Origin of the sequence: Clostridium bowmanii (assembly GCF_018861315.1) — a bacterium.
GTDB lineage: Bacteria > Bacillota > Clostridia > Clostridiales > Clostridiaceae > Clostridium_AD > Clostridium_AD bowmanii.
The window spans coordinates 16,903-40,030 of record NZ_JAHLDL010000034.1; the positions used below are offsets into that span (position 1 = coordinate 16,903).

25 protein-coding genes are annotated in these 23,128 nt (G+C 30.5%); 6 read left to right on the forward strand and 19 right to left on the reverse strand.

Features of this window, described 5'->3' with window-relative positions; genetic code table 11:
* Positions 1–11: 11 nt before the first annotated feature.
* Positions 12–842 carry a MalY/PatB family protein gene (locus tag KPL51_RS18585; protein ID WP_224854506.1) on the forward strand — a complete coding sequence of 277 codons (831 nt, stop codon included), beginning with the start codon at positions 12–14 and terminating at the stop codon, positions 840–842.
* A gap of 391 nt (positions 843–1,233) precedes the next feature.
* On the opposite strand, the gene KPL51_RS18590 is transcribed toward KPL51_RS18585, so the two are convergent.
* Positions 1,234–2,949 (reverse strand): adenine deaminase C-terminal domain-containing protein, encoded by a 1,716-nt coding sequence (locus tag KPL51_RS18590; RefSeq protein WP_216164797.1) that lies wholly within the window; start codon positions 2,947–2,949, stop codon positions 1,234–1,236.
* 33 nt (positions 2,950–2,982) lie between these two features.
* Positions 2,983–4,344, reverse strand: coding sequence for an NCS2 family permease (locus KPL51_RS18595; RefSeq protein ID WP_216164800.1), 1,362 nt, complete (start codon positions 4,342–4,344; stop codon positions 2,983–2,985).
* A gap of 310 nt (positions 4,345–4,654) precedes the next feature.
* On the opposite strand from KPL51_RS18595, the gene KPL51_RS18600 reads away from it, so the two are divergent.
* The gene (locus KPL51_RS18600; RefSeq protein ID WP_216164803.1) at positions 4,655–6,682 is read left to right on the forward strand and encodes a sigma-54 interaction domain-containing protein; all 2,028 of its coding nucleotides are present in this window, start codon (positions 4,655–4,657) and stop codon (positions 6,680–6,682) included.
* 68 nt (positions 6,683–6,750) lie between these two features.
* The gene (locus tag KPL51_RS18605; RefSeq protein WP_216164806.1) at positions 6,751–7,134 is read left to right on the forward strand and encodes a polysaccharide deacetylase family protein; all 384 of its coding nucleotides are present in this window, start codon (positions 6,751–6,753) and stop codon (positions 7,132–7,134) included.
* 19 nt (positions 7,135–7,153) lie between these two features.
* Here KPL51_RS18605 and KPL51_RS18610 read toward each other — a convergent pair whose 3' ends face one another.
* The 6 genes from KPL51_RS18610 to KPL51_RS18635 form a co-directional block, all read right to left on the reverse strand.
* Entirely contained in the window at positions 7,154–8,131 is a 978-nt protein-coding gene (locus tag KPL51_RS18610; RefSeq protein ID WP_216164809.1) for a DUF6155 family protein, read from the reverse strand.
* Between the two features lie 464 nt (positions 8,132–8,595).
* Positions 8,596–9,147: a Uma2 family endonuclease gene (locus KPL51_RS18615; RefSeq protein ID WP_216164812.1), complete on the reverse strand. Its 552-nt coding sequence runs from the start codon at positions 9,145–9,147 to the stop codon at positions 8,596–8,598.
* Between the two features lie 80 nt (positions 9,148–9,227).
* Entirely contained in the window at positions 9,228–9,509 is a 282-nt protein-coding gene (locus KPL51_RS18620; RefSeq protein WP_216164815.1) for a hypothetical protein, read from the reverse strand.
* 44 nt (positions 9,510–9,553) lie between these two features.
* Positions 9,554–10,414 carry a tetratricopeptide repeat protein gene (locus KPL51_RS23685; RefSeq protein WP_224854491.1) on the reverse strand — a complete coding sequence of 287 codons (861 nt, stop codon included), beginning with the start codon at positions 10,412–10,414 and terminating at the stop codon, positions 9,554–9,556.
* Positions 10,415–10,622: 208 nt separating this feature from the next.
* Positions 10,623–12,044, reverse strand: coding sequence for an alpha/beta hydrolase (locus KPL51_RS18630; protein WP_216164818.1), 1,422 nt, complete (start codon positions 12,042–12,044; stop codon positions 10,623–10,625).
* A gap of 31 nt (positions 12,045–12,075) precedes the next feature.
* Complete coding sequence (locus tag KPL51_RS18635; protein WP_216164821.1) at positions 12,076–12,258, reverse strand: hypothetical protein; 183 nt, start codon at positions 12,256–12,258, stop codon at positions 12,076–12,078.
* A 369-nt stretch (positions 12,259–12,627) separates the two neighbouring features.
* Here KPL51_RS18635 and KPL51_RS18640 point away from each other — a divergent pair, with 369 nt between their 5' ends.
* The gene (locus KPL51_RS18640; protein ID WP_216164824.1) at positions 12,628–13,026 is read left to right on the forward strand and encodes a hypothetical protein; all 399 of its coding nucleotides are present in this window, start codon (positions 12,628–12,630) and stop codon (positions 13,024–13,026) included.
* Between the two features lie 491 nt (positions 13,027–13,517).
* Here KPL51_RS18640 and KPL51_RS18645 read toward each other — a convergent pair whose 3' ends face one another.
* From KPL51_RS18645 to KPL51_RS18680, 11 genes are all read right to left on the reverse strand, one after another.
* Positions 13,518–15,500, reverse strand: a complete 1,983-nt coding sequence (locus KPL51_RS18645; RefSeq protein WP_216164827.1) for a molybdopterin-dependent oxidoreductase — start codon at positions 15,498–15,500, stop codon at positions 13,518–13,520.
* 66 nt (positions 15,501–15,566) lie between these two features.
* Positions 15,567–16,094 (reverse strand): GNAT family N-acetyltransferase, encoded by a 528-nt coding sequence (locus KPL51_RS18650; protein ID WP_216164831.1) that lies wholly within the window; start codon positions 16,092–16,094, stop codon positions 15,567–15,569.
* A gap of 430 nt (positions 16,095–16,524) precedes the next feature.
* The gene (locus tag KPL51_RS24395; protein ID WP_216164834.1) at positions 16,525–17,175 is read right to left on the reverse strand and encodes a DUF5412 family protein; all 651 of its coding nucleotides are present in this window, start codon (positions 17,173–17,175) and stop codon (positions 16,525–16,527) included.
* A 175-nt stretch (positions 17,176–17,350) separates the two neighbouring features.
* Positions 17,351–17,554, reverse strand: a complete 204-nt coding sequence (locus KPL51_RS18660; protein WP_216164837.1) for a hypothetical protein — start codon at positions 17,552–17,554, stop codon at positions 17,351–17,353.
* Positions 17,555–18,112: 558 nt separating this feature from the next.
* Positions 18,113–18,355: a DUF4351 domain-containing protein gene (locus KPL51_RS23695; RefSeq protein ID WP_224854485.1), complete on the reverse strand. Its 243-nt coding sequence runs from the start codon at positions 18,353–18,355 to the stop codon at positions 18,113–18,115.
* 149 nt (positions 18,356–18,504) lie between these two features.
* Complete coding sequence (locus tag KPL51_RS23700; protein WP_224854482.1) at positions 18,505–18,762, reverse strand: hypothetical protein; 258 nt, start codon at positions 18,760–18,762, stop codon at positions 18,505–18,507.
* A 98-nt stretch (positions 18,763–18,860) separates the two neighbouring features.
* Positions 18,861–18,995: a hypothetical protein gene (locus KPL51_RS24150; RefSeq protein WP_263628384.1), complete on the reverse strand. Its 135-nt coding sequence runs from the start codon at positions 18,993–18,995 to the stop codon at positions 18,861–18,863.
* A gap of 177 nt (positions 18,996–19,172) precedes the next feature.
* Positions 19,173–19,331 carry a hypothetical protein gene (locus KPL51_RS23705; RefSeq protein WP_224854479.1) on the reverse strand — a complete coding sequence of 53 codons (159 nt, stop codon included), beginning with the start codon at positions 19,329–19,331 and terminating at the stop codon, positions 19,173–19,175.
* A complete protein-coding gene (locus KPL51_RS18670; protein WP_244998138.1) occupies positions 19,255–19,551 on the reverse strand; it encodes a VOC family protein in 297 nt (98 codons plus the stop codon). Before KPL51_RS18670 ends, KPL51_RS23705 begins: the two co-directional genes overlap by 77 nt.
* A gap of 160 nt (positions 19,552–19,711) precedes the next feature.
* Positions 19,712–19,954, reverse strand: a complete 243-nt coding sequence (locus KPL51_RS18675) for a hypothetical protein (RefSeq protein ID WP_216164840.1) — start codon at positions 19,952–19,954, stop codon at positions 19,712–19,714.
* Positions 19,955–20,049: 95 nt separating this feature from the next.
* A complete protein-coding gene (locus KPL51_RS18680) occupies positions 20,050–20,229 on the reverse strand; it encodes a hypothetical protein (RefSeq protein WP_216164843.1) in 180 nt (59 codons plus the stop codon).
* Positions 20,230–20,445: 216 nt separating this feature from the next.
* Between KPL51_RS18680 and KPL51_RS18685 the strand changes: the two genes are divergently transcribed.
* Together KPL51_RS18685 and KPL51_RS18690 are read left to right on the forward strand one after the other, a co-directional pair.
* The gene (locus KPL51_RS18685) at positions 20,446–21,453 is read left to right on the forward strand and encodes a Wadjet anti-phage system protein JetD domain-containing protein (RefSeq protein ID WP_216164846.1); all 1,008 of its coding nucleotides are present in this window, start codon (positions 20,446–20,448) and stop codon (positions 21,451–21,453) included.
* A gap of 50 nt (positions 21,454–21,503) precedes the next feature.
* The gene (locus KPL51_RS18690) at positions 21,504–23,120 is read left to right on the forward strand and encodes a hypothetical protein (protein ID WP_216164849.1); all 1,617 of its coding nucleotides are present in this window, start codon (positions 21,504–21,506) and stop codon (positions 23,118–23,120) included.
* Positions 23,121–23,128 lie beyond the last annotated feature (8 nt).

The following is a 23,128-nucleotide window of genomic DNA, read 5'->3' on the forward strand; positions in this document are numbered from 1 at the left end:
CAATTCATACAATGAATACACCTGCTTATGACCCCTTTGACTCAGCAGCAAAAAAACAAGGTGTAAACAGAATTTATAATAGCTTAATCATAACTTCTGGTAGGTATTATATAGATTTTCAAACATTAGAGTCTCAGCTAAAAGAATTCAAACCTAAGTTATATTTATTTTGCTCCCCTCATAATCCTTCCGGGAGAATTTGGAGTATGGAGGAAATGAGCGAGGTTGCAAGTCTATGCAAGGAGAATAACACCATACTAATAGTTGACGAGGTACATGGAGAGCATATACATTACGGTGAATTCCATTCTGCTTTAAAACTAAAGGAATATGAAGACAATCTAATATTACTTACCTCTCCAAATAAAGGCTTTAATTTAGGCGGACTTAAAACTTCTTATTCAATTATACCTAACACGGATATAAGAGCCTGCTTTAGAAAAAAACTAGAACAGAATTCAATTACTTCACCCAATGTTTTTGGTATTATTGGACTAATTTGTGCCTACACGAAGTGCACACCATGGCTTAATGACTTAAATGCGTATGTTAAAGAAAACTATGAGCTCTTTGTATCCTATATAGAAAAGAAAATACCAATGTTTAAAGTGATGAAAATGGAATCCTCCTACCTTGTATGGGTAGATATAAGTGGGACAAAACTAACATCTACAGAAATAACACACCTTCTAGCCTCAAAAGCAGGAGTCCTGGTAGAAAACGGGGCGCATTTTGTTAAGGATGGAGAAGGTTATATTAGGTTTAATTTAGGCACACAAAAATCAAATGTGCTTGAAGCATTAAAGAGAATGGAAGAAATCTTTCAAAGTAAATTTAATTAGATTTGACAGCATTCTTAACTAAGCCTTAACTTCATAAAACCCTGTGATTTCAGTGTAGCGGCAGATATTGCAGTTAAGTATTTAATTCACAATCTCCAGCCGCCTTCTACATTTATTCTAGTCAATTTTCTTATTAAAAAAACATTATTTCACCATACACCTATTCCACCCAAGATCAAAATCTCTATCCATGGATACTATGCATATTAAAGCAAAAGAAAGCGAAAGCAATTTTGATATAAAATACATCAAAATTGCTTTCACTTTTTTAAAACCTGAACACCTTATAATCTAGTACACAGTATAATACTATTACTTGATACGTATGGATTTCCATCTAAATACCACTCAGCTGTATGATCCCCAAATATACGTGTTATCAACAATATACTTACTCAATAATAACATCTACAATTTTGCCTTCACTAACTCTTATCAAGCCCATGTCTGTTATCTTTAACTCCGGGCTTACGGGTAAAGACATTGTGCTTAGAGACATTATTGGGTTATAGTGATTGTATCCTAATTTCTCCATAGCCATTCTTACCTTCCCAACCTTTTGACCTATTTCGTCCATAGAACAATCTGATAAAATACCGGCTATAGGCAGTTCAATTTCTGCAAGCACTTGTCCACTATTTACAACACAATAGCCTCCTTGATTTTGAATAACAGCATTTGCAGCCCTTACCATATCATCCGGATTTTTTCCTATTACTAATAAATTATGATGATCATGTGCATAGGTTGTTGCTACTGATCCATGTTTTATGGTATCTCCTGTAACAAGCCCTAGAGCAACATTTTTACTTTTTCCATGTCTTTCAAACACTGCAATTAGGCAGTATGGAGAATTGACCCAATCGACAATTCCATCAACTACATTTAGCTCATCAAATATTTCCCTTGTAAAGGTCGTAGTATCCTTTACCTCCATAATTCTGCATTTTACCTTTAGCTTTTCTTTGTTTACTTTAATCTGTAAAGCTTCTTTTTCAATTTTTGATAAGTGGACACTTTCATAAAACTTAGCAGGGAAAGTAAATTTGTTTTCTTTTATAACATATTCTTTATCTTTATTATATACTTCTATCCCATCCTTAAATGTATGAGATATTGAAAATTTTTCTAAATCGTTTAGCAGAATAAAGTCTGCACATTTACCAGGAGCTACACTACCCTTATCGCTGAGTTTCATTCTTCTTGAAGGAGTGAAGGTGGCGATATAGATTGCATTTTCAGGTTTCATACCCAGGCTTATTGCTTTTTTAACAAGTTTGTTAAGGTGTCCTTTATTCACAAGAGAATCCGCCATTACATCATCTGTTACAAGTGCAACATGTTCATACAGTTCATTTTCTATAATAAATTCAATTATATCCTTAGTAAGAGTCTTTTCTTGTATTTCTATAAACATACCGTTTAATATTCTTTCTTTAATCTCTGACACGCTGTGCTGAGTATGATCGGAATCAACACCATAAAATATAAATTTAGCTAAATCTAAACCAATTAATTTTGGGCAATGGCCTTCGATAGCATGATTAGGGTAGTTATTTTTTACATATTGAATAAAACTAATTGACTTAGAATTTGGATCATTAATTACATCCATATAATTCATCACTTCACCAAGGCAAATAATTTTCTTTTCATTTAGAAGTTCTTTTAGTTCTTTTAAGCCGATTTCATCTCCAGTTGTTTCAAGCTTAGAGGAGGTGGACGGTACAGAACTAGGGACACCATAAAAAATATCTACAACACATTCTTTGGCTGCATTAATCATCTCTTTAACACCTTCAATTCCAAAAACATTTGCAATTTCATGTGGCTCAGAAACCACAGTGGTAACCCCGTTTTTAATAAGTTCATTAGAAAATGACATAGGTGTAGCCATTGAGCTTTCTATATGCATATGTACGTCTACTAATCCAGGCACTAAATATTTGCCCTTACCATCAATCACTTTTGCAGGGCATAATTTATAGGCTTCATTGATCCCAATATATAAAAACTTGCCATTTAATATGGAAACATGAGCTTTTACAAACTTTTTAAAATATGAATTAAAAACATCTATGTTTTTTATTAATAAATCAACATCCATTGTTTTTCTCCTTTTTTATGAAAATAATTATATTTAAGTAGTCGCTATAACATAGAAATAATATACAAGTACAGCCGCTAAAACATAATGTCCAATCAATAATTCTTTCATTTTTCCGGTTGTAATTTTTAGAATGACATAAACAATCATGGCTGCTGATATACCATTTCCTACATTGAAAGTGAAAATTGTTAGTGTAATACATATAAATGCTGGCAAATATTCGGTTATATTTTCATAATCTATCTTGCGCATTCCTGATAACATTTTCATACCTATTAACATTAAAACTGGTGCTGTTGCTGACACTGGTAACATTAAAGCCAGTGGTGTAAAGAACAACATAAGGAGGAATAAAAAAGCTGTTGTAACCGCAGTAAGTCCCGTGCGTCCACCTTGTTCAACACCTGCTGCTGATTCTAAATAGGTTGTCATACATGGCATGCCAAATAATGAGCCAACTAGAGTTGAAATAGAATCAACTTTAAAGCATTTATCTATACCCTCCAAGTTTCCCTCCTCATCCAAAAATCCTGCCTTTTCACCTACACCTAATACTGTACCAAGAGTTGAAAAGAAATCAGGAATGAAAAATGCAAATAAAAAGGGAAGATACTTTACATTTAATGCACCTATTGGATTTACTTTAAAAGCTAATTCTGAAAATCCTGTTGGCATTGAAAATAAAGAATTAGGAATTTGTGTAATACCCATAGGTATACCTATAATTGTTGTTACAATAATACCAATTATAAAACTTCCTTTAACCTTTAAAGCATCTAAAACAATTATAATTATTAAACCAATTACTGCTAGTATTACAACAGGTTGGGTAAGATCTCCAAAAGCTAATACATTTTTATTGGAATCTGCAACAATAATGCCTACACTTCTAAAACCTAATAAGCTTATAAATAACCCTATACCTGCACTTATGGAAACTTTTATACTAACAGGAATAAGCTTAACTATAAACTCTCTTATGCCTCCAAAAGATACAATTATAAAAATTACTCCACTAATAAATATCATACCAGAGGCTATTTCCCAAGGAATTCCTTCACCCTTTATCATTGTGATTGCAAATATGGCTACACTTCCAAGTCCAGGCGCTAATGCAAATGGTCTATTTGTATATAATCCCATTGCCATTGTACATGCAAAAATCATTAGTAAGAGAATGGTAAGTGAAGCTCCACCTGGTGCCCCGGCAGATTTCAATATACCAGGAACAACAGCTAAAACATATGCCATAGTTGCAAAGGTAGTTATTCCTGCAAGAATTTCTGTTTTAATATTCGATTTATTTTCTTTTAACTTAAAGAATTTATTTAGATAAGTACTAATTGAGCTCTGATTTTTCTTATTAACTAAAGCCTTTTTCGTTTCCTTCATTTTCTTCACTCCTCTAATTTTATAAGATATAGGATTCTTAGTTATTGTTGTTCAGTTAACTTGAATTCAGCATCTACCTCCCTTCTGATTTTATGGTTAGACAGTAAATATAACGCAAATTTTATGCCAACAGTAAATTTTATTAATAAAATATGGCTCAATGGGTTAATTTGCATAAGATTTAATAATATTTAAAACTATTCCCCCCCGTTTTATCTAATTTAATGGGATTAAAACTATAACTTTTGTATCATTGATACCATTTGTTTTATATGCTACAATTAATTAAACTTAGTAAGGAGTGAATATTATGAAAAAAAAGATAACTCTATTGACTCTAAATGATGAAATCGCTCCTCTTCTTAAGAAAGAGTTAACTGATATTTTCGATAATCTATTCGAAATTGATTGTTATTACCCCACTAATGGGCCTGTACATCCAATCAAAAATACCGATTTAATTCTATGTCACGATCCTAATCTTTTAGTTCAAATGATGCCTTATATTAAATGCAATGCCCCTACACTTATGATGAAAAGAACGATTTCAAATAAAAGCTTCAAGAAACTTAAAAAACTTCCCTTGGGGAAAAAAGCTCTCATTGTAAGTGTAAATGACAATGCAACCCTTGAAATATTAACAACAATATTTCAACTAGGAATAAATCAACTGACTCTTTATCCTTACTCTAAAAATATAGCAAGTTATCCACCAGTAGATTATATTGTTTCATCAAGGGATTATGATTTTATCCATGACATAAATGCAGAACTAGTCATAATAGGCAAAAGGGAATTCGATATTTCTACAATTCTGGATATTATCACTATCATGGAGATTGATAAGGTTGCATCGAAAAAAATAATAGAAAGACATTCATTAAAAGCACCAACATTTTCGCATGGTATAAAGGCTACTCTTGAAGATAAAAGAGTATTGTCTACTAAATGGAATATATTACTAGAAAAATTTTCTGATGCAGTTATTGTGTGTGATGAAAATAATGAGGTTACTCTTATTAATAATAAAACATCAGAAGTATTAGGTTTGCCATGCGATTTATTGCAAGGTAATAAGTTGGAAAATATAGTTAATCAATTTCCGGAATTAAAGTTTTTTTTATCAGATACAACTCTAAATAGTGAATTAATTTATTTTAAAGGCAAACAACTTGTTATTACAATTGAAAACATTGAATATAATTCAATTTTGTACGGAAAAATTATAATCATAAATCTTTATACAAACATACTAAAAACACAAAACAAAATACATCAAAAAATTATTGGTAAAGGACATTTCTCTAAATATACCTTTAATGATATTATTGGAAAAAGTCCTAAACTATCTGAAGCTGTTGATATATGTAAAAAAGTTGCAGATTCATGCTCTACTATTCTATTCGTTGGAGAAAGCGGTACGGGAAAAGAGCTATTTGCAGGAGCAACTCATAATCATTCTTTGCGTAGCAAAAAACCTTTTGTTGCAGTTAATTGTGCTAGTATCCCTGAAAACCTTTTGGAATCTGAGTTATTTGGATATGATGAAGGAGCTTTTACTGGTGCAAAAAAAGATGGGAAGATTGGCATGTTTGAAAGAGCTAATGGTGGAACTTTATTTTTAGATGAAATAGGTGAATTACCTTTAAAAGTTCAAGCTAGCCTTTTAAGAGTTCTACAAGAAGGCCAGTTTATGAGAGTCGGTGGAGATTTTATAATAGAAATTAATACAAGAGTAATCACAGCAACTAATAAAGATTTACTTAACATGGTTGAGGAAGGAACTTTCCGTAAGGATCTTTTCTATAGAATAAATGTATTTCAAATACAGATACCTACCTTAAAAGAAAGAGTATCTGATATTCCACTTTTAATCAACACTTTTATGTCAAATTCTAATAAATATTATCCCATAGAACAAGACTTTCAAATATTTTGTAATAATTATGATTGGCCAGGAAATATCCGTGAATTGTTTAATACTTTAGAGTATATGACAACTATTTCAAAGGAAAATTTATCTGTTAAAAATATGCCAAAATACCTTATAAAAAAATCATATCTATATAGAGATAAAGATATATCTGATATAACCCTACTAGAATATCTATTATTAAAACTTTTAAGTCAAGAAGATGGTGAGCGAAATACAGGAAGACGCAGTTTACATAATTATTTTTGCAATATCTACTATAATATTTCAGAAGTTAATATTAGAAAAAATCTTGATAGCCTTGCTCAAAAAGGTTATGTAAAAGCCAATAAAGGACGACGAGGCAGCGAAATTACTATAGAAGGTATAAGTGTATTAGGAACTAAGATTGTTAACAAAGTGTAATTGTAGTCAACATAATAAACGGCAAATCAGCTTATGGTATTACAGGAACTCAGAATATTGGAGAAGTAGTGGATGAAGTAATATTAAATGAACAGAAAATTGAAGATCTTACCGGAAGAAGACCAAAGTATTTCCGATCCGGCACAGTACGTTATGATGAGGTAGCAGTAAAAATTGTAAATGAAATTGGTGAGGCTGCAGTAAACTTTAATGTCCTTGGAAATGCAGGAGCCACATATACAAAAGAACAGGTTAGTAAAGCCTGTTTAACTGCCCCTCCAATATCTATTCTTTTATTTCATATGAACCATACAATCTGCTGGTTATGGTGTAACGTCACCCAACTAACTACTTATTATACTGAAAAACTTTCTAATATTTTGGGTAAAATTGATGAAATTACTGTTGCATCAGCTTTATATTCTATCGCAAATAATGTACACTTTTTATAAGATTAATTATTATGAAAACCTATTCTCTTATAAATTCTGTCTCACACATTTTACAAATAACTCGGCTTTCAAAATCTTCATTTGGTACTTCTCTAACATATAACTCACTACTTCCACAGTTGCCGCATTTTCCTTCGTATTCACAATTATCATTACACATTTCATAACAGTTTTTTTGCCATAAAATGAGTTCTATAAGTTCTATAGAATATGCTGTTTTATCTGATATGAAGTTATATTCATCATCTTTGCTATAGCTACTGAACTGTGCATCCATCTTTGCAAGAAAAACATCATCTGTATTGATAATTTCATCGATCATCTTAATCATACTCATGTTTTTATCAACATCCGGAAGCGGAAGATCATTTCTTTGTTTAAGTCTATCTATTATATATTGTTTTATCTGCTTGAGCTCATTCTCATCAGAATCAATATTTTCGAAATCAATCCACTTTATTTCAAAATACATGATGCCAAGATTATCATGAAATCCCCATCCTATTCCACTGGTATCATCCACAACTGCTTTTAACCTTTTTCTCAATACACTAAAAATTTCCGGGTTTTTATGTTTATTAATAGAATTTACTACTGCTTCATACATACTCTCGACACTGTTATAAAAACTTTCATTAATGTCACCATAAGTATCCGTAAACTTAACCCCCATTTCAACATAGTAAAGCATTAATTCAATTACAAGTTTTTCATCTGAACACAACTTTTTAAAATGATTTACTATTTTTCTTGCTTCTCCTATTTTAAATTGTGCTCCCATGCTTTTCGGAAAGAATATATCCTGAACCTTACTTTTATAAATTCTAAATATTTGTTCAATTGTATCATAATCTCCATATTTAATAGTTATATATTCTTTTACCTCCGCACTAGCTTTGTAACTGTCCAAAAGTAATTCTATTATTTCTTCTCTACTTTGTTTTTTAAGTATATTCTTTAGTTTAGTTATGCTTAATAAACATTCATTTTTTTTCATTTTCTTCATCTCCATTTCAGGTATTTTTGGTGCCACCCACATGGCAAGTGGCAAGTTCTTATCCCTATCACAATAGTGAATATAGATTCAACCACTTATATTATAACAACAAAAACTGCAAGAATACATTTATTTCAGATGTATTCTGACAGTTTTTTCGTTAGATTATTTTAATGTCCTATTACACAATTTTATTATTTTTTTCTTCTTTTGAAATTATACGTCTTCTTCAATCTTTCAATTATTTCAAAAACTACCGGGCACACACTTGCAGATTCGATTATACTATATAAACTGAATAATCTTTCTGGCTTATTTGTAAAGGGATAGTCTCTACAACCGTGTGGTTTGCATTTTTCAATCTTACAAGTACCATTTCGACTTAAAAAACTGCATGGTTTTCCTTTTACTACTACTTTAGTTTTTCCGGAAAGTTGCTACTTACAAAGGTTGAAAACCTATTTTCAGATAAACAATTCTTGTAAACTAATTAGAAATTCTTCAAATATTTGTGATTTCACAATATCATCTTTAGAATATATCCTAGGTTCAGAGTATGTTCCATTTTGTTGTAATGTAAACATTTCAACGGTCTTACTTCTAGGTGATATTATCCAATATTCCTGTACACCAAATCTCATATATAGATCCATCTTTTCTATATAATCTCTTGAAGTAGTAGATGGTTCCAACACTTCAACTGCAAGTGTTGGAACACCTACATAATTTTTTTCATTAAGACCACTTTTATCGCATATAACTATTAAATCTGGTTGACCCTTGCTTTTTTCTTTTTCATTTTCAAATATAACATCAAAAGGAGAAACAAAATGTCTACAATCTTTACCCTTAAAATAATTCCCAAATTCAGTAGACAAGTTTGTGACAACAATTTGATGTGCTACAGATGGGGCTGCTTGCATATACACTATTCCATTTATAAATTCTAAGCTTTCATTTCCACTATCCATTCTTTCAAACTCTTCATAATCAATCGAATTTTCCTTTGGAATCACACTATCAACCCCTAATATTCATATTTATTCTAAAAAATCATAACCATACTACACAACACATTGATGAATACAAAACGATCTTAATCTTCTTCATATTTACCTTCAGTGCAAAGTTCATCCAGATATCCATCACCTAATCTAAATAAACCCTTTAACTGCTGTTTTTCGGAAATTGCAACTATAAACTGTTTTTTACCATCACCGCTATGCCCTACAATAAATAAATTGTATCCTAAATGATAATGTGTTCTATTATGCGTAAGATATCTCCAAACTCTCGTTCTAGGTTGAATAGATGCAATTTCTCCTTGCCAATTCGCTTTTAATGAAATGTTCTCAAAACCATTCATTATCATAGTCATCTTCAATCCTCTATATTTAATATTCGTAGGTATCTAATGCTTTTTTACTTCCCACAACATTTTTTATATTTTTTTCCACTACCGCAATAACATGGCTCGTTTCTTCCTATTTTATTATTAATAATATCATGATTTTTTTCATATTTGACTGTCCCCGGTGCTACCAAACTATTTTCCGTCCTTATGTTTCGGTTTATTTCTTTCTCGAACTTATTTAGTTTTTCATTTTGCTCTGATTCACTATACAAATTTAAAAGTCTTACTTCTACATCCTCTCTATTAACTAAATTAGATACATTAAGAGCCTTTAAAAGCACTTCCTCACCTTTAGAAAAATCAGGGTTTATCGCTTTCATAAGCCAATATTGATCAGACAATCCTATCCAACCCCATCCCCATGTTGGATTTTCCGATAAATATTTTTCAAATAACTCCTCACCTTTTTTTATGTTTCCTAAATAAAAGTGGGTTTCTGCTATAGCTCGTTTTGCATTTTCCAGGGTTAACTCTTCGCTATCATCTGTAAAACTTATAATTTGTTCATTCATACTGATACGCAAACTCCCATAAACTTCTAATATCTCGCCATCATTAGCGTTTGCAGAGGTTGCAGCGTTTGCAACTATATTACATAGGCAATTCTCAAAATCATTTAACCAATTTACTACAAATTGAGTACCATTATAAATATTGTCAAAGCTAGCAAATGTCTTTAAATTATTATTTTTCATGTAATCCATCAATTTATTCCAAACCTCTATCCAACTTTTAACGGCTTTATCATGTTTATTATCCATCAAAAATTGATATCCTTCTTGCATCTTTTCGTCAAGCTCCATAAATTCCTTTGAAACTAACTGCGGATTATTGTAAAAGTCTTTATTACTAATCGAATTGTTTTTCATTACACTACTCCTCTCTTCGTTCTCATCTTCCAAATTGATTTAATTGCATGTTTAATTCTTTCAAATGTAATTTTACTAATATGTATATTATAGTATAAATATATATATATATCAGCATATCACTATGAGATTGTATAAAAAATAACCATCTAAATTTAATTGGATGGTTAAATGGTGCCAACCACATGGCAAGTGGCAAGTTTTATTTTTAATATATCTTCTTAACCTCATCATATTTTTTTGAAACTTCCAAAGTATTACCATTAGAATTGTTATGTAGATATTTCTCATAAAAATTCAATATAAATTCCTGTTGAATTTCACTTGCGATTCTACCATCAAGCTTTCCAGTTATCTTGAAGTATTTACTTAGTGGCGAATACATATAAACCATGGAAAAATCCATATGCTTTATACCATTAATTTGGTACAATTCCCTAACATTCTTACTACTGTCTAATAATAAAGACAACTTTTTATTGTTTAAACTTTTTTCCCACTCCTCACTTCTTAGGAATAAAGCTGGAACATTAAGCCCACTTTTAATATCATCTTCTTTACTGGGCTCCACCCATGCATCCATGCCAATCACAGCTTTTATTCTTTTATCCTGCAACGCAGTAGTAACTACTGCTCCACCTCCAGTGGAGTGGCCTAATAACCCAACCTTTGTTAAGTCAAATTTACCTTTAAACATGGAGTCTTCATCGCCTAAATTATACTTTTCTAATGTATCTAAGGTTAATTTAATATCTCCTGCAAATGTATTAACTAATGTATTCGCATAGTTAAAAAAATCTGGAGTTATCTCTCTTTTAGGTAACGCCTTATTGCTTAAGTATGCCACTTCTCCATCATTAAATACGGTTACCGCAGAACCATATGTATGATCTATAGACACAACTATATATCCTTCACTTGCTAATAGTTCTGCTACATCGGTATGTAGGTTTCTAAAGCCCGTCCACCCATGCGATATAATAACCACAGGATATTTTCCTTCCCTCTTACTTATAGGTACACTCGCATAAGAATTTGACATTACTAAACTTGTGTGGCTTAAAATAAAATTAGGAAAGCCCATCAATTTTGAAACCCCTTTAGCTACTATATCCCCATCCTGTAGCCATGGAACTTGTTTAAACCCTTTAGTATTTTCTGCTGGGTACCATACTTGGAATTTTATTTTTCTGTTATTTTCTAAATTATTACTATATATAGCTTTTCTATTTTCATCCGTAACATCAAAAGATACCGTCCCTATTTTATATTTACCTTTAGGAATAGACATCTTATATACTGGAAATGCTAATGCTAAAATAGTTGATATTATTAAAAATAATATCATTAAACCTGTTATTAGGCCTTTTATCCTCTTATGACTATTTAACTTATTAACATTAAATACCCCTGTAAATTGAAGTATGCTTAGTATAAAATAAATAATTAACACTAAATATAACGGATATAATTGCCATCTCTCCCCTTCTATAAATAAATGAAATATAAATGTTACAAATCCCAATATAGGCAGGTATTTAACTATCTTTATCCTCTTAAAATCACCTATTAATACTAAAACTGTAGTAAATAAAACAGTCAAAAACATAATACCTTCTAATAATCTCATAATAAGCTAGCTTAACCTTATAACTGTTAAGCTAGTTTTCACCTCCAAACCTCTTAATTGGGGTCCTACTACTAATCATTTTCTTTAAACTTGGTTTTCTTAATCCTAATTTCATTATAATTCCTCCTAAAATTTTATCTTTTAAATTTTTCTCCAAATTTTCTAATTCCCTTATACTCTTCTTTAACCATATTAACATAATACCATTAGCCAAGGAAAAATATTGCCTTCTAAAAATATTGAATTACACTGCGATTTTCAATTCGTGAGCCTACCAATACTGTTGCTCTAATACCATTAATTTTACACATTTTATCATATAAATTAAAGTGGTGTCTCAATAATCTTATGCAAAAAAGTATGGATAGGCACATAATCCCTATCCATACTAATTCATATTGGCAATTATACTATTAACGTATTTAATTAGTTAAAGACTACGCACTGGAACCAGTTTCTTCTTGCTATTCAGTAAAATCAGATAAGCTATTGTATTAAAATACACTTGAAAACTTACTTATCATTAGTTATAATATAAATAATTATAGTCTGAATAAAGTATGTGACTAAAGGAGGATGGCATATGAATGATAGTTTTTACAAACAAGAAATAGAGCAATTAGAAATAAGATTAAAAGAAAGCGAAGAAAAAGCAGAAAGGGAAGCTGAATTAGTTATCGCTAAAAAGGAACTTGCCTTTCAAAGCCAAGAAAAAGCAGACCGAGCAGCTGAGCTAGTTATCGCTAATAAGGAGCTTATTTTTCAAATCAGAGAGAAAGTAGATAGGGCAGCTGAGTTAATTAATGCATATAAAAAACTTGCCTTGCAAAGTGAAGAGAAAGCAGATAGAGCAGCTGAGTTAATTAATGCATCTAAAGAGCTTGCCTTGAAAAGCATAGAGGAAGAAAAACGGGCTGCCGAGTTAATCATTTCTAATAAGAAACTGGGAGAATTAATGTCACCTACTTTCAGTAAAAAATAATGAGGTTACCATTTCAGCTCATTATTTATACATATTAAACTTTTAATTATATCCATTATTTATGTAGCCTATTATCATCATTATTACTGCTGTAAAAATAGATAACACTGCAACAACAAAAAAACCATGTGGTATTAGATAACACATCCCACTCGACAAAAAATTACTACACAAAAATATTTGAGCTCCTTATTTTTTATTCTTTTATTTATATTATCTACAGGCCAAAAATATAAACAAGTAAAACAGAAATAGTCAATACTACTATTGAGGTAACGATATTCATCGGTATATATACCAATAAGGACTTACACTTAGCAATATTGTTTTTCATATACTTTTGTGTCCATGGACAATTTACTAAACATTTTAAACAACCATCACAGTGGTACACATACACAATGCGGAATAGACATGAACATTATAAAAAGCCGTGAATTGTCTTTTCACAGCTTTTTCTCGGTGTTCACCAAAAGGATAATAACCTCCTACTAATCCCTACTTTCTAATCTACAAAAACTCTCATAGTATGCGGCTTGATCCCCTATATCACTTACTTCATCAGTTGTCAGCATATTTACTGAACCACTTTTATGCCACATACCTTCATAAATCATAATTACGTTTTCTCCTACAATATCGCTTATAAGTATATATGCTTCGATTTCACCGTACTTTGACTTTACTTTTACTAATTGGTTATTTTCAAAGCCCTGCTGCTTTAAGGTGTTTTCATTTATGTAAGCTATTGGTTTTCCTCCTTCGAAGGCAAAATGCTGGGAATTAAGCGAATTTTTGGTGTGTGGTGTCAATAACCTTAGTGAATAGTTTTCATCCCTTTCCTTTATAGGTATATATTCTGGCAACGGACTTAATCCTTGGCTTTTAGCAGTTTCAGAGTAAAGTTCATATTTCCCCGACGGTGTATCAAACTTTCCATCTTTCCAAGGTATTTCTTCCCCTTCTAGGGCAAAGTAATTCTCCTTTAAGTATTCATAGCTCACATTAGCCTTCTCCATAAGAGGCTTTAATGCATTTCTAAAGAAAACTTCCTTATCAATATCTGGGTACTCTTTTAGCTCCATTTTTTTAGCAAGGTTTCTAAAAAGATCGTATTCACCCATGATGTTGTTCATAGGCTTTATAACCTGCTCCGAATAGCTAAGATAAGGCGAATACATTCCTGTATAGATAAAGTCCTCTTCCTCAAGGATGCTAGTTGCTGGTAGCACAAGGTCTGCAGCTCTTACCGAATCTGTCATGAACAAATCAATAGCTACAATAAAGTCAATCTTCTTAACAGCTTCAAGAGTTTTGTTTATATCTCCTACTTGAACCAGTGGATTTCCTTTGTTTATAAACATACACTTTACTGGAGGATTGTTAGCACTTAATATAAAATCAGCAAATTTACCTATAATATAATTTCTCTTTTTCACTTTGAGCTCTTCACTTTTATCTACATGGCTAACTACATACTTACTAATAGTTTTATGATAGTAATTAACTCCCCCTCCACTTTTTCCTATATTGCCTGTGATGGCCCCTAAGGAATCTATGGCTCTCACATTGTTTCCACCATTTCTATATCTTTGTAGTCCATAACCAATATAAATTGAAGAAGGTGTATTTTCGGCGTAGGCCTTTGCTAGTTTAATAATATTCTCTTTAGCTACTCCTGTAATCTCCTGCACATAATCTAAGTTAAATTTCTTCACATATTCCTTATAATCCGCGTATCCTTTAACATTGTTCACTATGAAGTCTATATCAATTAAGTCATTCTCAATAAGGTAGCTCGCTATACCAAAAGCTAAGACAGCATCCGTCCCTGGATTTAATCTAATATATTTTGAAGCTACCTTAGCTGTATTTGTTTTTATTGGATCAATAACATAAATATCTGCTCCTCTATCCTTTGCCTCTTTCAAATATTTCATTAGGTGAATGTTTGTATCTGCAGGATTTCTACCCCATATAAAAATAGTCTTAGAATTTAGTATATCTTTAGGGTCATGCTCTTTATTAGATCCAAAATCGATTTTTTGTGCTTCTTTACCTGCACCTAAGCATAGACTACCTATAGCTTTTGTTACTCCACCATAATAATTAAAAAACATTTCATCTACAGACTTACTAAGCCCACTATAACCACCACTAGAGAACAGGAGTACAGATTCAGCTCCATATTCTTTTTTATAAGAAAGGAGTTTACTAGAAATTTCATCTAGTGCTTGCTCATAACTTATGTCCACCCATTTGCCATTAACTTTCCTTTTAGGGCTTAATATTCTATCCGGATGATATACTCTCTCCAGATGTTTTCTACCCTTCACACAAATTACCCCTTGAGTTAAAGGATGATGCTTATTTCCTTCTATTTTTATAATTTTGTCATCTTTCAATGTTGCTACCATAGAGCAATTCCCGAAACAATCCAGTGGGCAACCAAAGTTTATCTTTTTCTCTTCCATGTATTACACCTCCATTGTTGCTTTGCACCTATGACATAATAATTACATAAGTATATAATTATTATGTTATAGTAATTTTTCATATAGCCTAAACCAATTCAATCCGTAGCTTCCAAGTCCCAAGTCAACTATATCGGTATATTTAAAACCACATCTTTCATACAGCTTAATGGCAGGTATATTGCCTTCGTAAACATCCAATCTAATTGATTTAGCTTGTAACTTAATACTGTGTTCGGTAGAAAAATCTATTAATGCTTTGCCTACACCACATTTCAAAAACTTTGGATGCACTACAAATGTATGTACAACAAAAACATCTGAATAGTCAGACTCAAATTTCCATGTAGCATTGTAGTATGCAGGTTCAGGTTCATGATTTAAAATAACAGAGCCAATGATTTTCCCATTATGCTTTGATACATAGAGATTACCACGTTTAACTCCATCAATTGCATTTTGCCGGACAGGATATATATCCTTTAGCCATCCAGGATAGTTTACTCCTTTTGCCAAATGGTCATTCAAATCGTTATAAAACTGTTCTAATTCATCAATATCATTTACTTTTCCTAGTTCAATAATGATATCCATATGTGTATTCCCCCCAATCAATATATTGCGTACGGTTATCTACAGATTGATGCTGGTTTATCAAAAAAGGCAAGCATACCTACCATTACCACATTAATTTTCATATCACAGAACTATCCATTTTGTTAAATCTAATTAGATTTGACAGCATTCTTAACTAAGACTTAACTCCATAAAAGCAAGTAATTTCAGTGTAGCAATAGGTACAGCAGTTAATTGTTTAATTGAAATCTTGTTAAATTTAACAAGGTTCTAACTAAATTTAAATACATTATCATAACTTCATTTATGGTTTAATTCACAATCTCCAACAGCCTTGAATGTATATTAAAACAACATATATTTTAGCAATGAAAATAGCAGAAGTTATAACCTCTGGTATTTATTTTCATATTAATTCATTTGATTTATAAGAACAATATATAATATATTATCGGAATGTAATGTCTATAGTCTTCCTATCAATTTGAACATGATTACTGTCTATCCACTTAACAATATCTTTGCCTTCTCCGTAATCACCAGAGTAAATAAACCTATTTTTCTTAAATAAATAACAATATTTTTCTGCCAAATATACACGAGTAGAGCCACCTAAAGCACCATTGTCTATAGAATAAACTTCAATCATCTGTTTATTATTTGGTGAATCTACTGTTTTATCTAATGTTACAGATGTAAAAATTAATCTCACAAACAAGAGAAGTGCCATTGCAATTAAAAGCAAAGTATATGAGATTGTAGAAAAAAATTTAAATATTCCATGGGATTTTTCCGAGCAAAACAATGGAAATATTAATAATGATGGGAATATCAAGAATAAGGGTACAGCTATAAAAGTTATATATGCAATATATATAAGTAACAAATTGAAAAGTATAAAAAAGCCATGATGAATTTTTAAAGAATAATGCTTACGAATAATTACAATAGTCATAAATGACAAAATAATATATATACCATAATAAATATTTTGCACAACATTAGATATAAAATAAAAACTATTTAAAGTCAATACACTACAAATTATTAGCACTATTCCCATAATCCAAATTTTTTCATGAATTAGTTTTTTTAGCACATTTAGCCCTCCCTATATACTATTAATAAGCACACAGCATAGTTGAAATCAAATTGCTTATGACACCCTTTTAATACATTTATGTCCTTATTTAATTATATAAAATATTAATATTAATTTTGAAAAGATTATCCATCATGATTAGACCCAGGTATTAGTTAAGATTCGATTATTGTTATTTAAAAAGTTTCTTCAATACATCAAAAATACTAAAACTAGTACGATTATATACACGATTATAGGCAGCTTTTTTAGGGTTTGTAATCCAGCCATAGCCACGTGGTGCTTTTAGACCTAGGCTATTTTTTATTATTCTCTTAGGACTCGTCCTACTACTAATCATTTTCTTTAAACTTGGTTTTCTCAATCCTAATTTCATTGTAATTCCTCCTAAAATTCTATTTTGTCTATTTTTCTTATTCGCTATACTTTTCTTTAATCATATTTACATAATACCATTATTTATGAAAAAATATTACTTTCTATAGATATTGAATTACCTTTTGTGCTTCATTAATATTCTCATACTCCTCACTTGCTACTAAAGAAAATAGTGCCACACCATAAGTTGCTACCTAATCGTGTGCTGGAATCTTAAGCTTTAACTTAAATAATTCTTCGAATATTCTTTGCAAATGTTTATTCCTACGAATTCCATTCCCTGATCCTACCAATACGGTTGCTTTTATTCCTTTAGTTTCACACATTTTATCATATAAATTAAAATCACCCGCTATTCCAATTTACTACACTCTACCACATTTTCGTTGCTAACTTACGGGAATATTGTCATATCCTAAATTAAAGTAATGTCTCGCTATTTTTATGCAAAAAAAGTATGGATAGGCACTTAATCCCTATCCAGCTAATTCATATTTAAAATTATACTATTAACACATTTAATTAGTTTTCGGCTCACAGAACCAAGGATGCCCTATTAAAAATATTTCTCAATTTCCTTCACATCTTTCATGTAAAATATTTCAAGTCCTATTATTTCTATAGTTTCATCTGATAATTCCATTATCTTATTTTTATATTCATTAGGTACTTTATTGAATCTCTTAGTTAACAGTTTTAATAAAAGTTGTGCTTTTCCTTCTTTCCTACCTTTTTCCATTCCTTTTTCCATTCCTTTTGCAATTCCATCCTCTAATATCATTTTCCCTATTTCTGTCATATTAAAAACCTCCTTAAATCTTTTTTTACTTTCAGCATCTCCAAATTTTTCTAACAATGCATACAACATTGCAAGGCACTTTAATTTACTATCACTTATATTTATCTTATCTGCGAGTTCTATACTTCTTATGGTTCTTTCTGTTCTGGTTAGTTCCCCTTCATTAATGGTATAAAGGTTAAAGCTAACACTTCTTCATTTGTAAGTTCTTCATTATTGTCGATTTTGCTTTTTAAATAATTATATTTTTCATCACCATCTATATTATTCATGTAATAGGCCTCTATATGATATTTAATACTTCCTGCATCTATATAGCTTTCAACCTTTTTAATATCTGAAGAATATACTACTACAGTTCTTATTTTTCTATTCCCTTTATAATGCAAAGATGCATCATAAAACATAAATCTTCTTATATCCTCTTGCCTATTTGTTGTTTGGAATTCGAAATGAAGATAATTACCATCTTCTGTATGGAAAGTATAATCCATAAAATTTGTATTTATTTTATATCTTTTAACTCCGTTTGTGCTGGTGCTATTATCTTAGTATTTATTCCAAAAAAATCAACTGCATTTTGTTGAAAAAAATCCATAGCACTTTTAAGTACAGAATCTTCAATCTTTTCATAATCCATGTCTGTTTCTCCTTTATTATATCATAATATTACCTGTCTATAGTATTTGTATTATATTGAAACGTATGCGAACATTTGTTCTTATAATTAGGAATAACAAAAAAACTACCAAAATATATTTCTATAATTTCAGCAGTTCCATTTCTTTAATCTCTAGAGTGTGGTCGACGACTTCAATTAATGTCCTAACCGTGCTTTTTCCAAGACAGCTAAATCAAATTTTTTCATTTTTAGAAAAGCCTCTGTTACTCTTTTAACTTCATCTTCTGTTCCATTCATTACTTCTTGCATATTTGACGGCACAATCTGCCAGGACACACCAAATTGGTCCGACAAGCATCAATTGCCAGGACAGCCCATAACGATCCTGAATCCATCCATACCACTTGCTAAATGGATATTCACCAAGCGACATAAGTTCCGTCCCACCTTCTGATAATAGTTTCCATTTAGTATTCACTTCCTCAACAGAGTAACAAGTTACCATAAGGGAGATTGATGGGTTAAATTTGAAATAAGGACCTGCGCTTATTGCATTAAATTGTTGCCCTGCCAATTCGAAACATATAATTTCCGCATTTCCTGAAGGAGTATCTTCGATAATTGATTACATATTTTTTTCATATTCTGATCCTCCATATTATGTTAATTATCCTCATTTTATTTTACTGTTGCTACACTTTAGTCTACTATAAGAATGTTCCGTAACAGAAAATCTATTGCGCCGCTCTAGAACTACTTCCTCCAATTGAACTCGAAGACCCAATCAGAAATCCCAAATCATATAAACGACCTCTGTTATTAGTTTCATAAATTCGTACATTAGGGTTAAATATGCATACTAAAAATGTAATAGGTACTATTAATCCATGCCATAAACCAGCCCAAAATCCAGCTGGCTGAGCATAGGGCAACTTATATTTTGAATTTGGACCTGCAACTGCAAGAACGTTTACCATAATATCACCCCTCTATAAATACTCTACTTTAAAATGTTTAACTTTGTTCAACTATTGGTTCGTCATTAAATACATTTGCGAATTAACTCTAAATTTCAATTATCTTCTTTATTTTCTAATTTATTCAGAATAACATCTATCTTTTTATCCATCTCTTTATTTCTATTAATAAAATTTTTAAAACCTCGTATTGCTTTATATATCACTATTATGGTAGCAAATAATAAGATAAAATTAATAACTGTAATAATAATTGAAAGACCATTCATTTCCATATAAATTCTCCTTTCTATATTTAATAGTTTTACCATAGTATTCTACAATTTTGAATCATTTCTACCATTATATAACATAATAGTAAAGATTAAAAGTAATCAAACTTTACTCCTACATATGTTTCCACATGATAAATATGTTAAAATATAAATGAGATATAAAACAATGAATATAGTCTTAAAATTAGCCACACTAGCTTATATAAGGAGAAAATAATGAAAAATTTAAGAAATCTCAATAAGAAAAGAATAGATATTGATGAATTACAACAATACCTTAACATAATAGATTATATTGAGCTAACAGAGGTTGTTAGAACTTTAACCCATGATGAAATAATAATGCCTATAAAAAGTAGTAGGCTTAACGGTAAACAGCCCTCTTTATATAATAGATATTCCATAATAGATGAGAGTGAAGATACATCTGTTTACACCCAGGAATTATCATATGGTATTAATATTCGGTTAGATAAAACTTATTATATTAAAAATATTGATAGGTATAAAGATGACAGGAAATTCATTCACTCACTAAGTAAATTTCTTGATGAGTCAATAGATTTACTTAATACACAAGTATCAGCCAACGAAAGAAGTTTTCAAATTTGGCAAAGAGAAAAATTTCTTAATCGTGAAGGTGGAAAAAGAATACTTAAGAATCTTAACTTACCTATCGAATTTTTAAACATTTACGATACTACGGAGCCTCTTTCTTATTATTCTTATAGCAAAAACTCACCACAAAAGATATTAATACTTGAAAACAAAGATACATTTTATAGTATGAGAAAACACCTTATCAAAGGAAGTAACAGAATTTTTGGTGAGGAGATATCTACATTAATATATGGTGGAGGTAAAAATATTTATAGGACCTTTGAAGATTTTGATGTTTGTGCCGAGCCCTATCTTATAGATAAGAATAATGAAATTCTATATCTTGGTGATTTGGATTATGAAGGTATAATAATATATGAGGGTTTATATAAAATTTTCAAAGATGATTATAATATAAAACCCTTTATTAAAGGCTATGAGTTTATGATAGATAAATTTACCAAGGGAAATATAAGTTTACCAAATACAAAAGATGGCCAAAATAGACATATGGGACAAGTATTTGCACTGGAATTTGACGCTGTTTATAGATCTGTCATAATGGATATACTTACCTCAGATAAATATATTCCACAGGAAATATTGAATATTAGCGATTTTTAAAACAGCGGCTTGTAATATTTACAAAAGGGTACATAGGAGGATTGCTAAAAATGCGGGTAGATTTTCTTAAAGATTTTGATATAAGAATGAAGAAGGTTGGTTCATATGTTCTGCTTTGTAAAAATAGTATGTTTAGAAACACATGGAAGAATTATGGTTTTGAGGAAACCCATGAATACATGAATTTAATTTTTGCTGTTATGCTTTACATAATGGAGGAGTCTTTAAAGGATGAATTCTGCACTATGGATAGTATAGGTAGTTTCATTGATGATATTAATATGAAGTATTTCAAAAAACCTCTAAGTTACGAGGAGTGTAAGGACCTAGGTGAATTCATAGTAAACGTAGTATTGTGCGATGAAGGTAAAGCAATGTATTTTAAAGGTTTTGATTTTAAAGAGGGAGAGTACACGGATATATACATAAGTTTTATTTCTAATAAGATAGTTTATGTGGATGACGTGGTAAAGAGGACTTCTTATTATTTAACAGATGATGGGTATTCACTCCTCTTATCTACTTTAGAGATTGAAAGCAATATGAAGCTCACCATACATGAGATGATTTTCAAACTTCACCTAGAGAAGGCCAGTTATGATAAAGCTGTAGATGATATTAAAAACATATTTAATCTTCTTCGAATACAACTTCAAAAAATGCATGATGCTGTAAGGACAATTAGGCAAAATGCTCTTAATTATTCTGTAGAAGAATATAGGCAATTATTAGAAGGAAATATGGATTCATTAACTGCCACAAGAAAGAAATTTAATGAATATAGAACTATGGTTAATCTTAAAATACAAGAGATTAAAGAGCAAGGCATAAATGTTAAAAAACTTAATGATAAAGAACTTGAAAATTTAAATTTTTTAGGAATAATTGGTCAATATCTTAGCCGGGCTATTGAAGAGCAACAAAAGATATTAAATACTCATTTTGATTTTAAAAGTGTTTATTCTAAAGAATTAGAGGAAATGGCTTCGATGTCTCTTATAAAGAGATTTAATATTGGCACAGATATCTACGATGTGATTAGTAATGACTGTTCTAAATTAGATGCTATCGATTATATTTTTAGGCCTTTATATAGATCACCTGTTAATAAAATATATAACCTTAATAAGTGTTTGCAGTATCAAAAACCTATAAAAGCAAAAGAACTTGAAGAAGATGAAGTAGTTTCCTTTGAGGAAGGCCACTGGATCCAGGAGAAAAGGGAAAAATCAAGAATAAAGCTTTTAAAATACAAAAACTCCTTGAAAATAATTTTACAATCAGCCTGCGAGAGTGGAGAAATATCTCTTAAAGAAATATCTCAAAAGGTTAAAACTGATCCTAATATTAAAGAATTATTAATACCTACCGTTGAAATATTTAGAGAAATAATAATTGAACTTTTAAAGTATAGCCATATTGATATATCAGAACTTAAAAAAGAAAAAGAAGAAACTATATCAGAAAAAGAAAAATTTGAATTCGAATTAAATGAGACTATATTAAACTTGGTGGAGGAAACTATAGAACTTAGTGATATTAAAAATATCTATGTCTCTAAAATATTGCAAAGTGAAGAAAAAATTAAATTTTATGGACTTCCAAGTGATAATAGCATAGTTAAAACGGTTATATGTTCAAATGTTTCTTTTAAAGTGGAAAGGTAGTGATGGAT

Bases quoted from the DNA above. Each gene is read 5' to 3' on its own strand.
- KPL51_RS18680 (WP_216164843.1), bottom strand. From the start codon at position 20,229: ATGGAAATGAATGGTCTTTCAATTATTATTACAGTTATTAATTTTATC.
- KPL51_RS18660 (WP_216164837.1), bottom strand. From the start codon at position 17,554: ATGAAATTAGGATTGAGAAAACCAAGTTTAAAGAAAATGATTAGTAGT.
- KPL51_RS18590 (WP_216164797.1), bottom strand. From the start codon at position 2,949: ATGGATGTTGATTTATTAATAAAAAACATAGATGTTTTTAATTCATAT.
- KPL51_RS18620 (WP_216164815.1), bottom strand. From the start codon at position 9,509: ATGACTATGATAATGAATGGTTTTGAGAACATTTCATTAAAAGCGAAT.
- KPL51_RS18585 (WP_224854506.1), top strand. From the start codon at position 12: ATGAATACACCTGCTTATGACCCCTTTGACTCAGCAGCAAAAAAACAA.
- KPL51_RS23685 (WP_224854491.1), bottom strand. From the start codon at position 10,414: ATGAAAAACAATTCGATTAGTAATAAAGACTTTTACAATAATCCGCAG.
- KPL51_RS18600 (WP_216164803.1), top strand. From the start codon at position 4,655: ATGAAAAAAAAGATAACTCTATTGACTCTAAATGATGAAATCGCTCCT.
- KPL51_RS18675 (WP_216164840.1), bottom strand. From the start codon at position 19,954: ATGGTAAACGTTCTTGCAGTTGCAGGTCCAAATTCAAAATATAAGTTG.
- KPL51_RS18630 (WP_216164818.1), bottom strand. From the start codon at position 12,044: ATGAGATTATTAGAAGGTATTATGTTTTTGACTGTTTTATTTACTACA.
- KPL51_RS18685 (WP_216164846.1), top strand. From the start codon at position 20,446: ATGAAAAATTTAAGAAATCTCAATAAGAAAAGAATAGATATTGATGAA.
- KPL51_RS18595 (WP_216164800.1), bottom strand. From the start codon at position 4,344: ATGAAGGAAACGAAAAAGGCTTTAGTTAATAAGAAAAATCAGAGCTCA.
- KPL51_RS18650 (WP_216164831.1), bottom strand. From the start codon at position 16,094: ATGGATATCATTATTGAACTAGGAAAAGTAAATGATATTGATGAATTA.
- KPL51_RS18645 (WP_216164827.1), bottom strand. From the start codon at position 15,500: ATGGAAGAGAAAAAGATAAACTTTGGTTGCCCACTGGATTGTTTCGGG.
- KPL51_RS18690 (WP_216164849.1), top strand. From the start codon at position 21,504: ATGCGGGTAGATTTTCTTAAAGATTTTGATATAAGAATGAAGAAGGTT.
- KPL51_RS24150 (WP_263628384.1), bottom strand. From the start codon at position 18,995: ATGGATTATGAAAAGATTGAAGATTCTGTACTTAAAAGTGCTATGGAT.
- KPL51_RS23695 (WP_224854485.1), bottom strand. From the start codon at position 18,355: ATGACAGAAATAGGGAAAATGATATTAGAGGATGGAATTGCAAAAGGA.
- KPL51_RS18610 (WP_216164809.1), bottom strand. From the start codon at position 8,131: ATGAAAAAAAATGAATGTTTATTAAGCATAACTAAACTAAAGAATATA.
- KPL51_RS18640 (WP_216164824.1), top strand. From the start codon at position 12,628: ATGAATGATAGTTTTTACAAACAAGAAATAGAGCAATTAGAAATAAGA.
- KPL51_RS23700 (WP_224854482.1), bottom strand. From the start codon at position 18,762: ATGTTTTATGATGCATCTTTGCATTATAAAGGGAATAGAAAAATAAGA.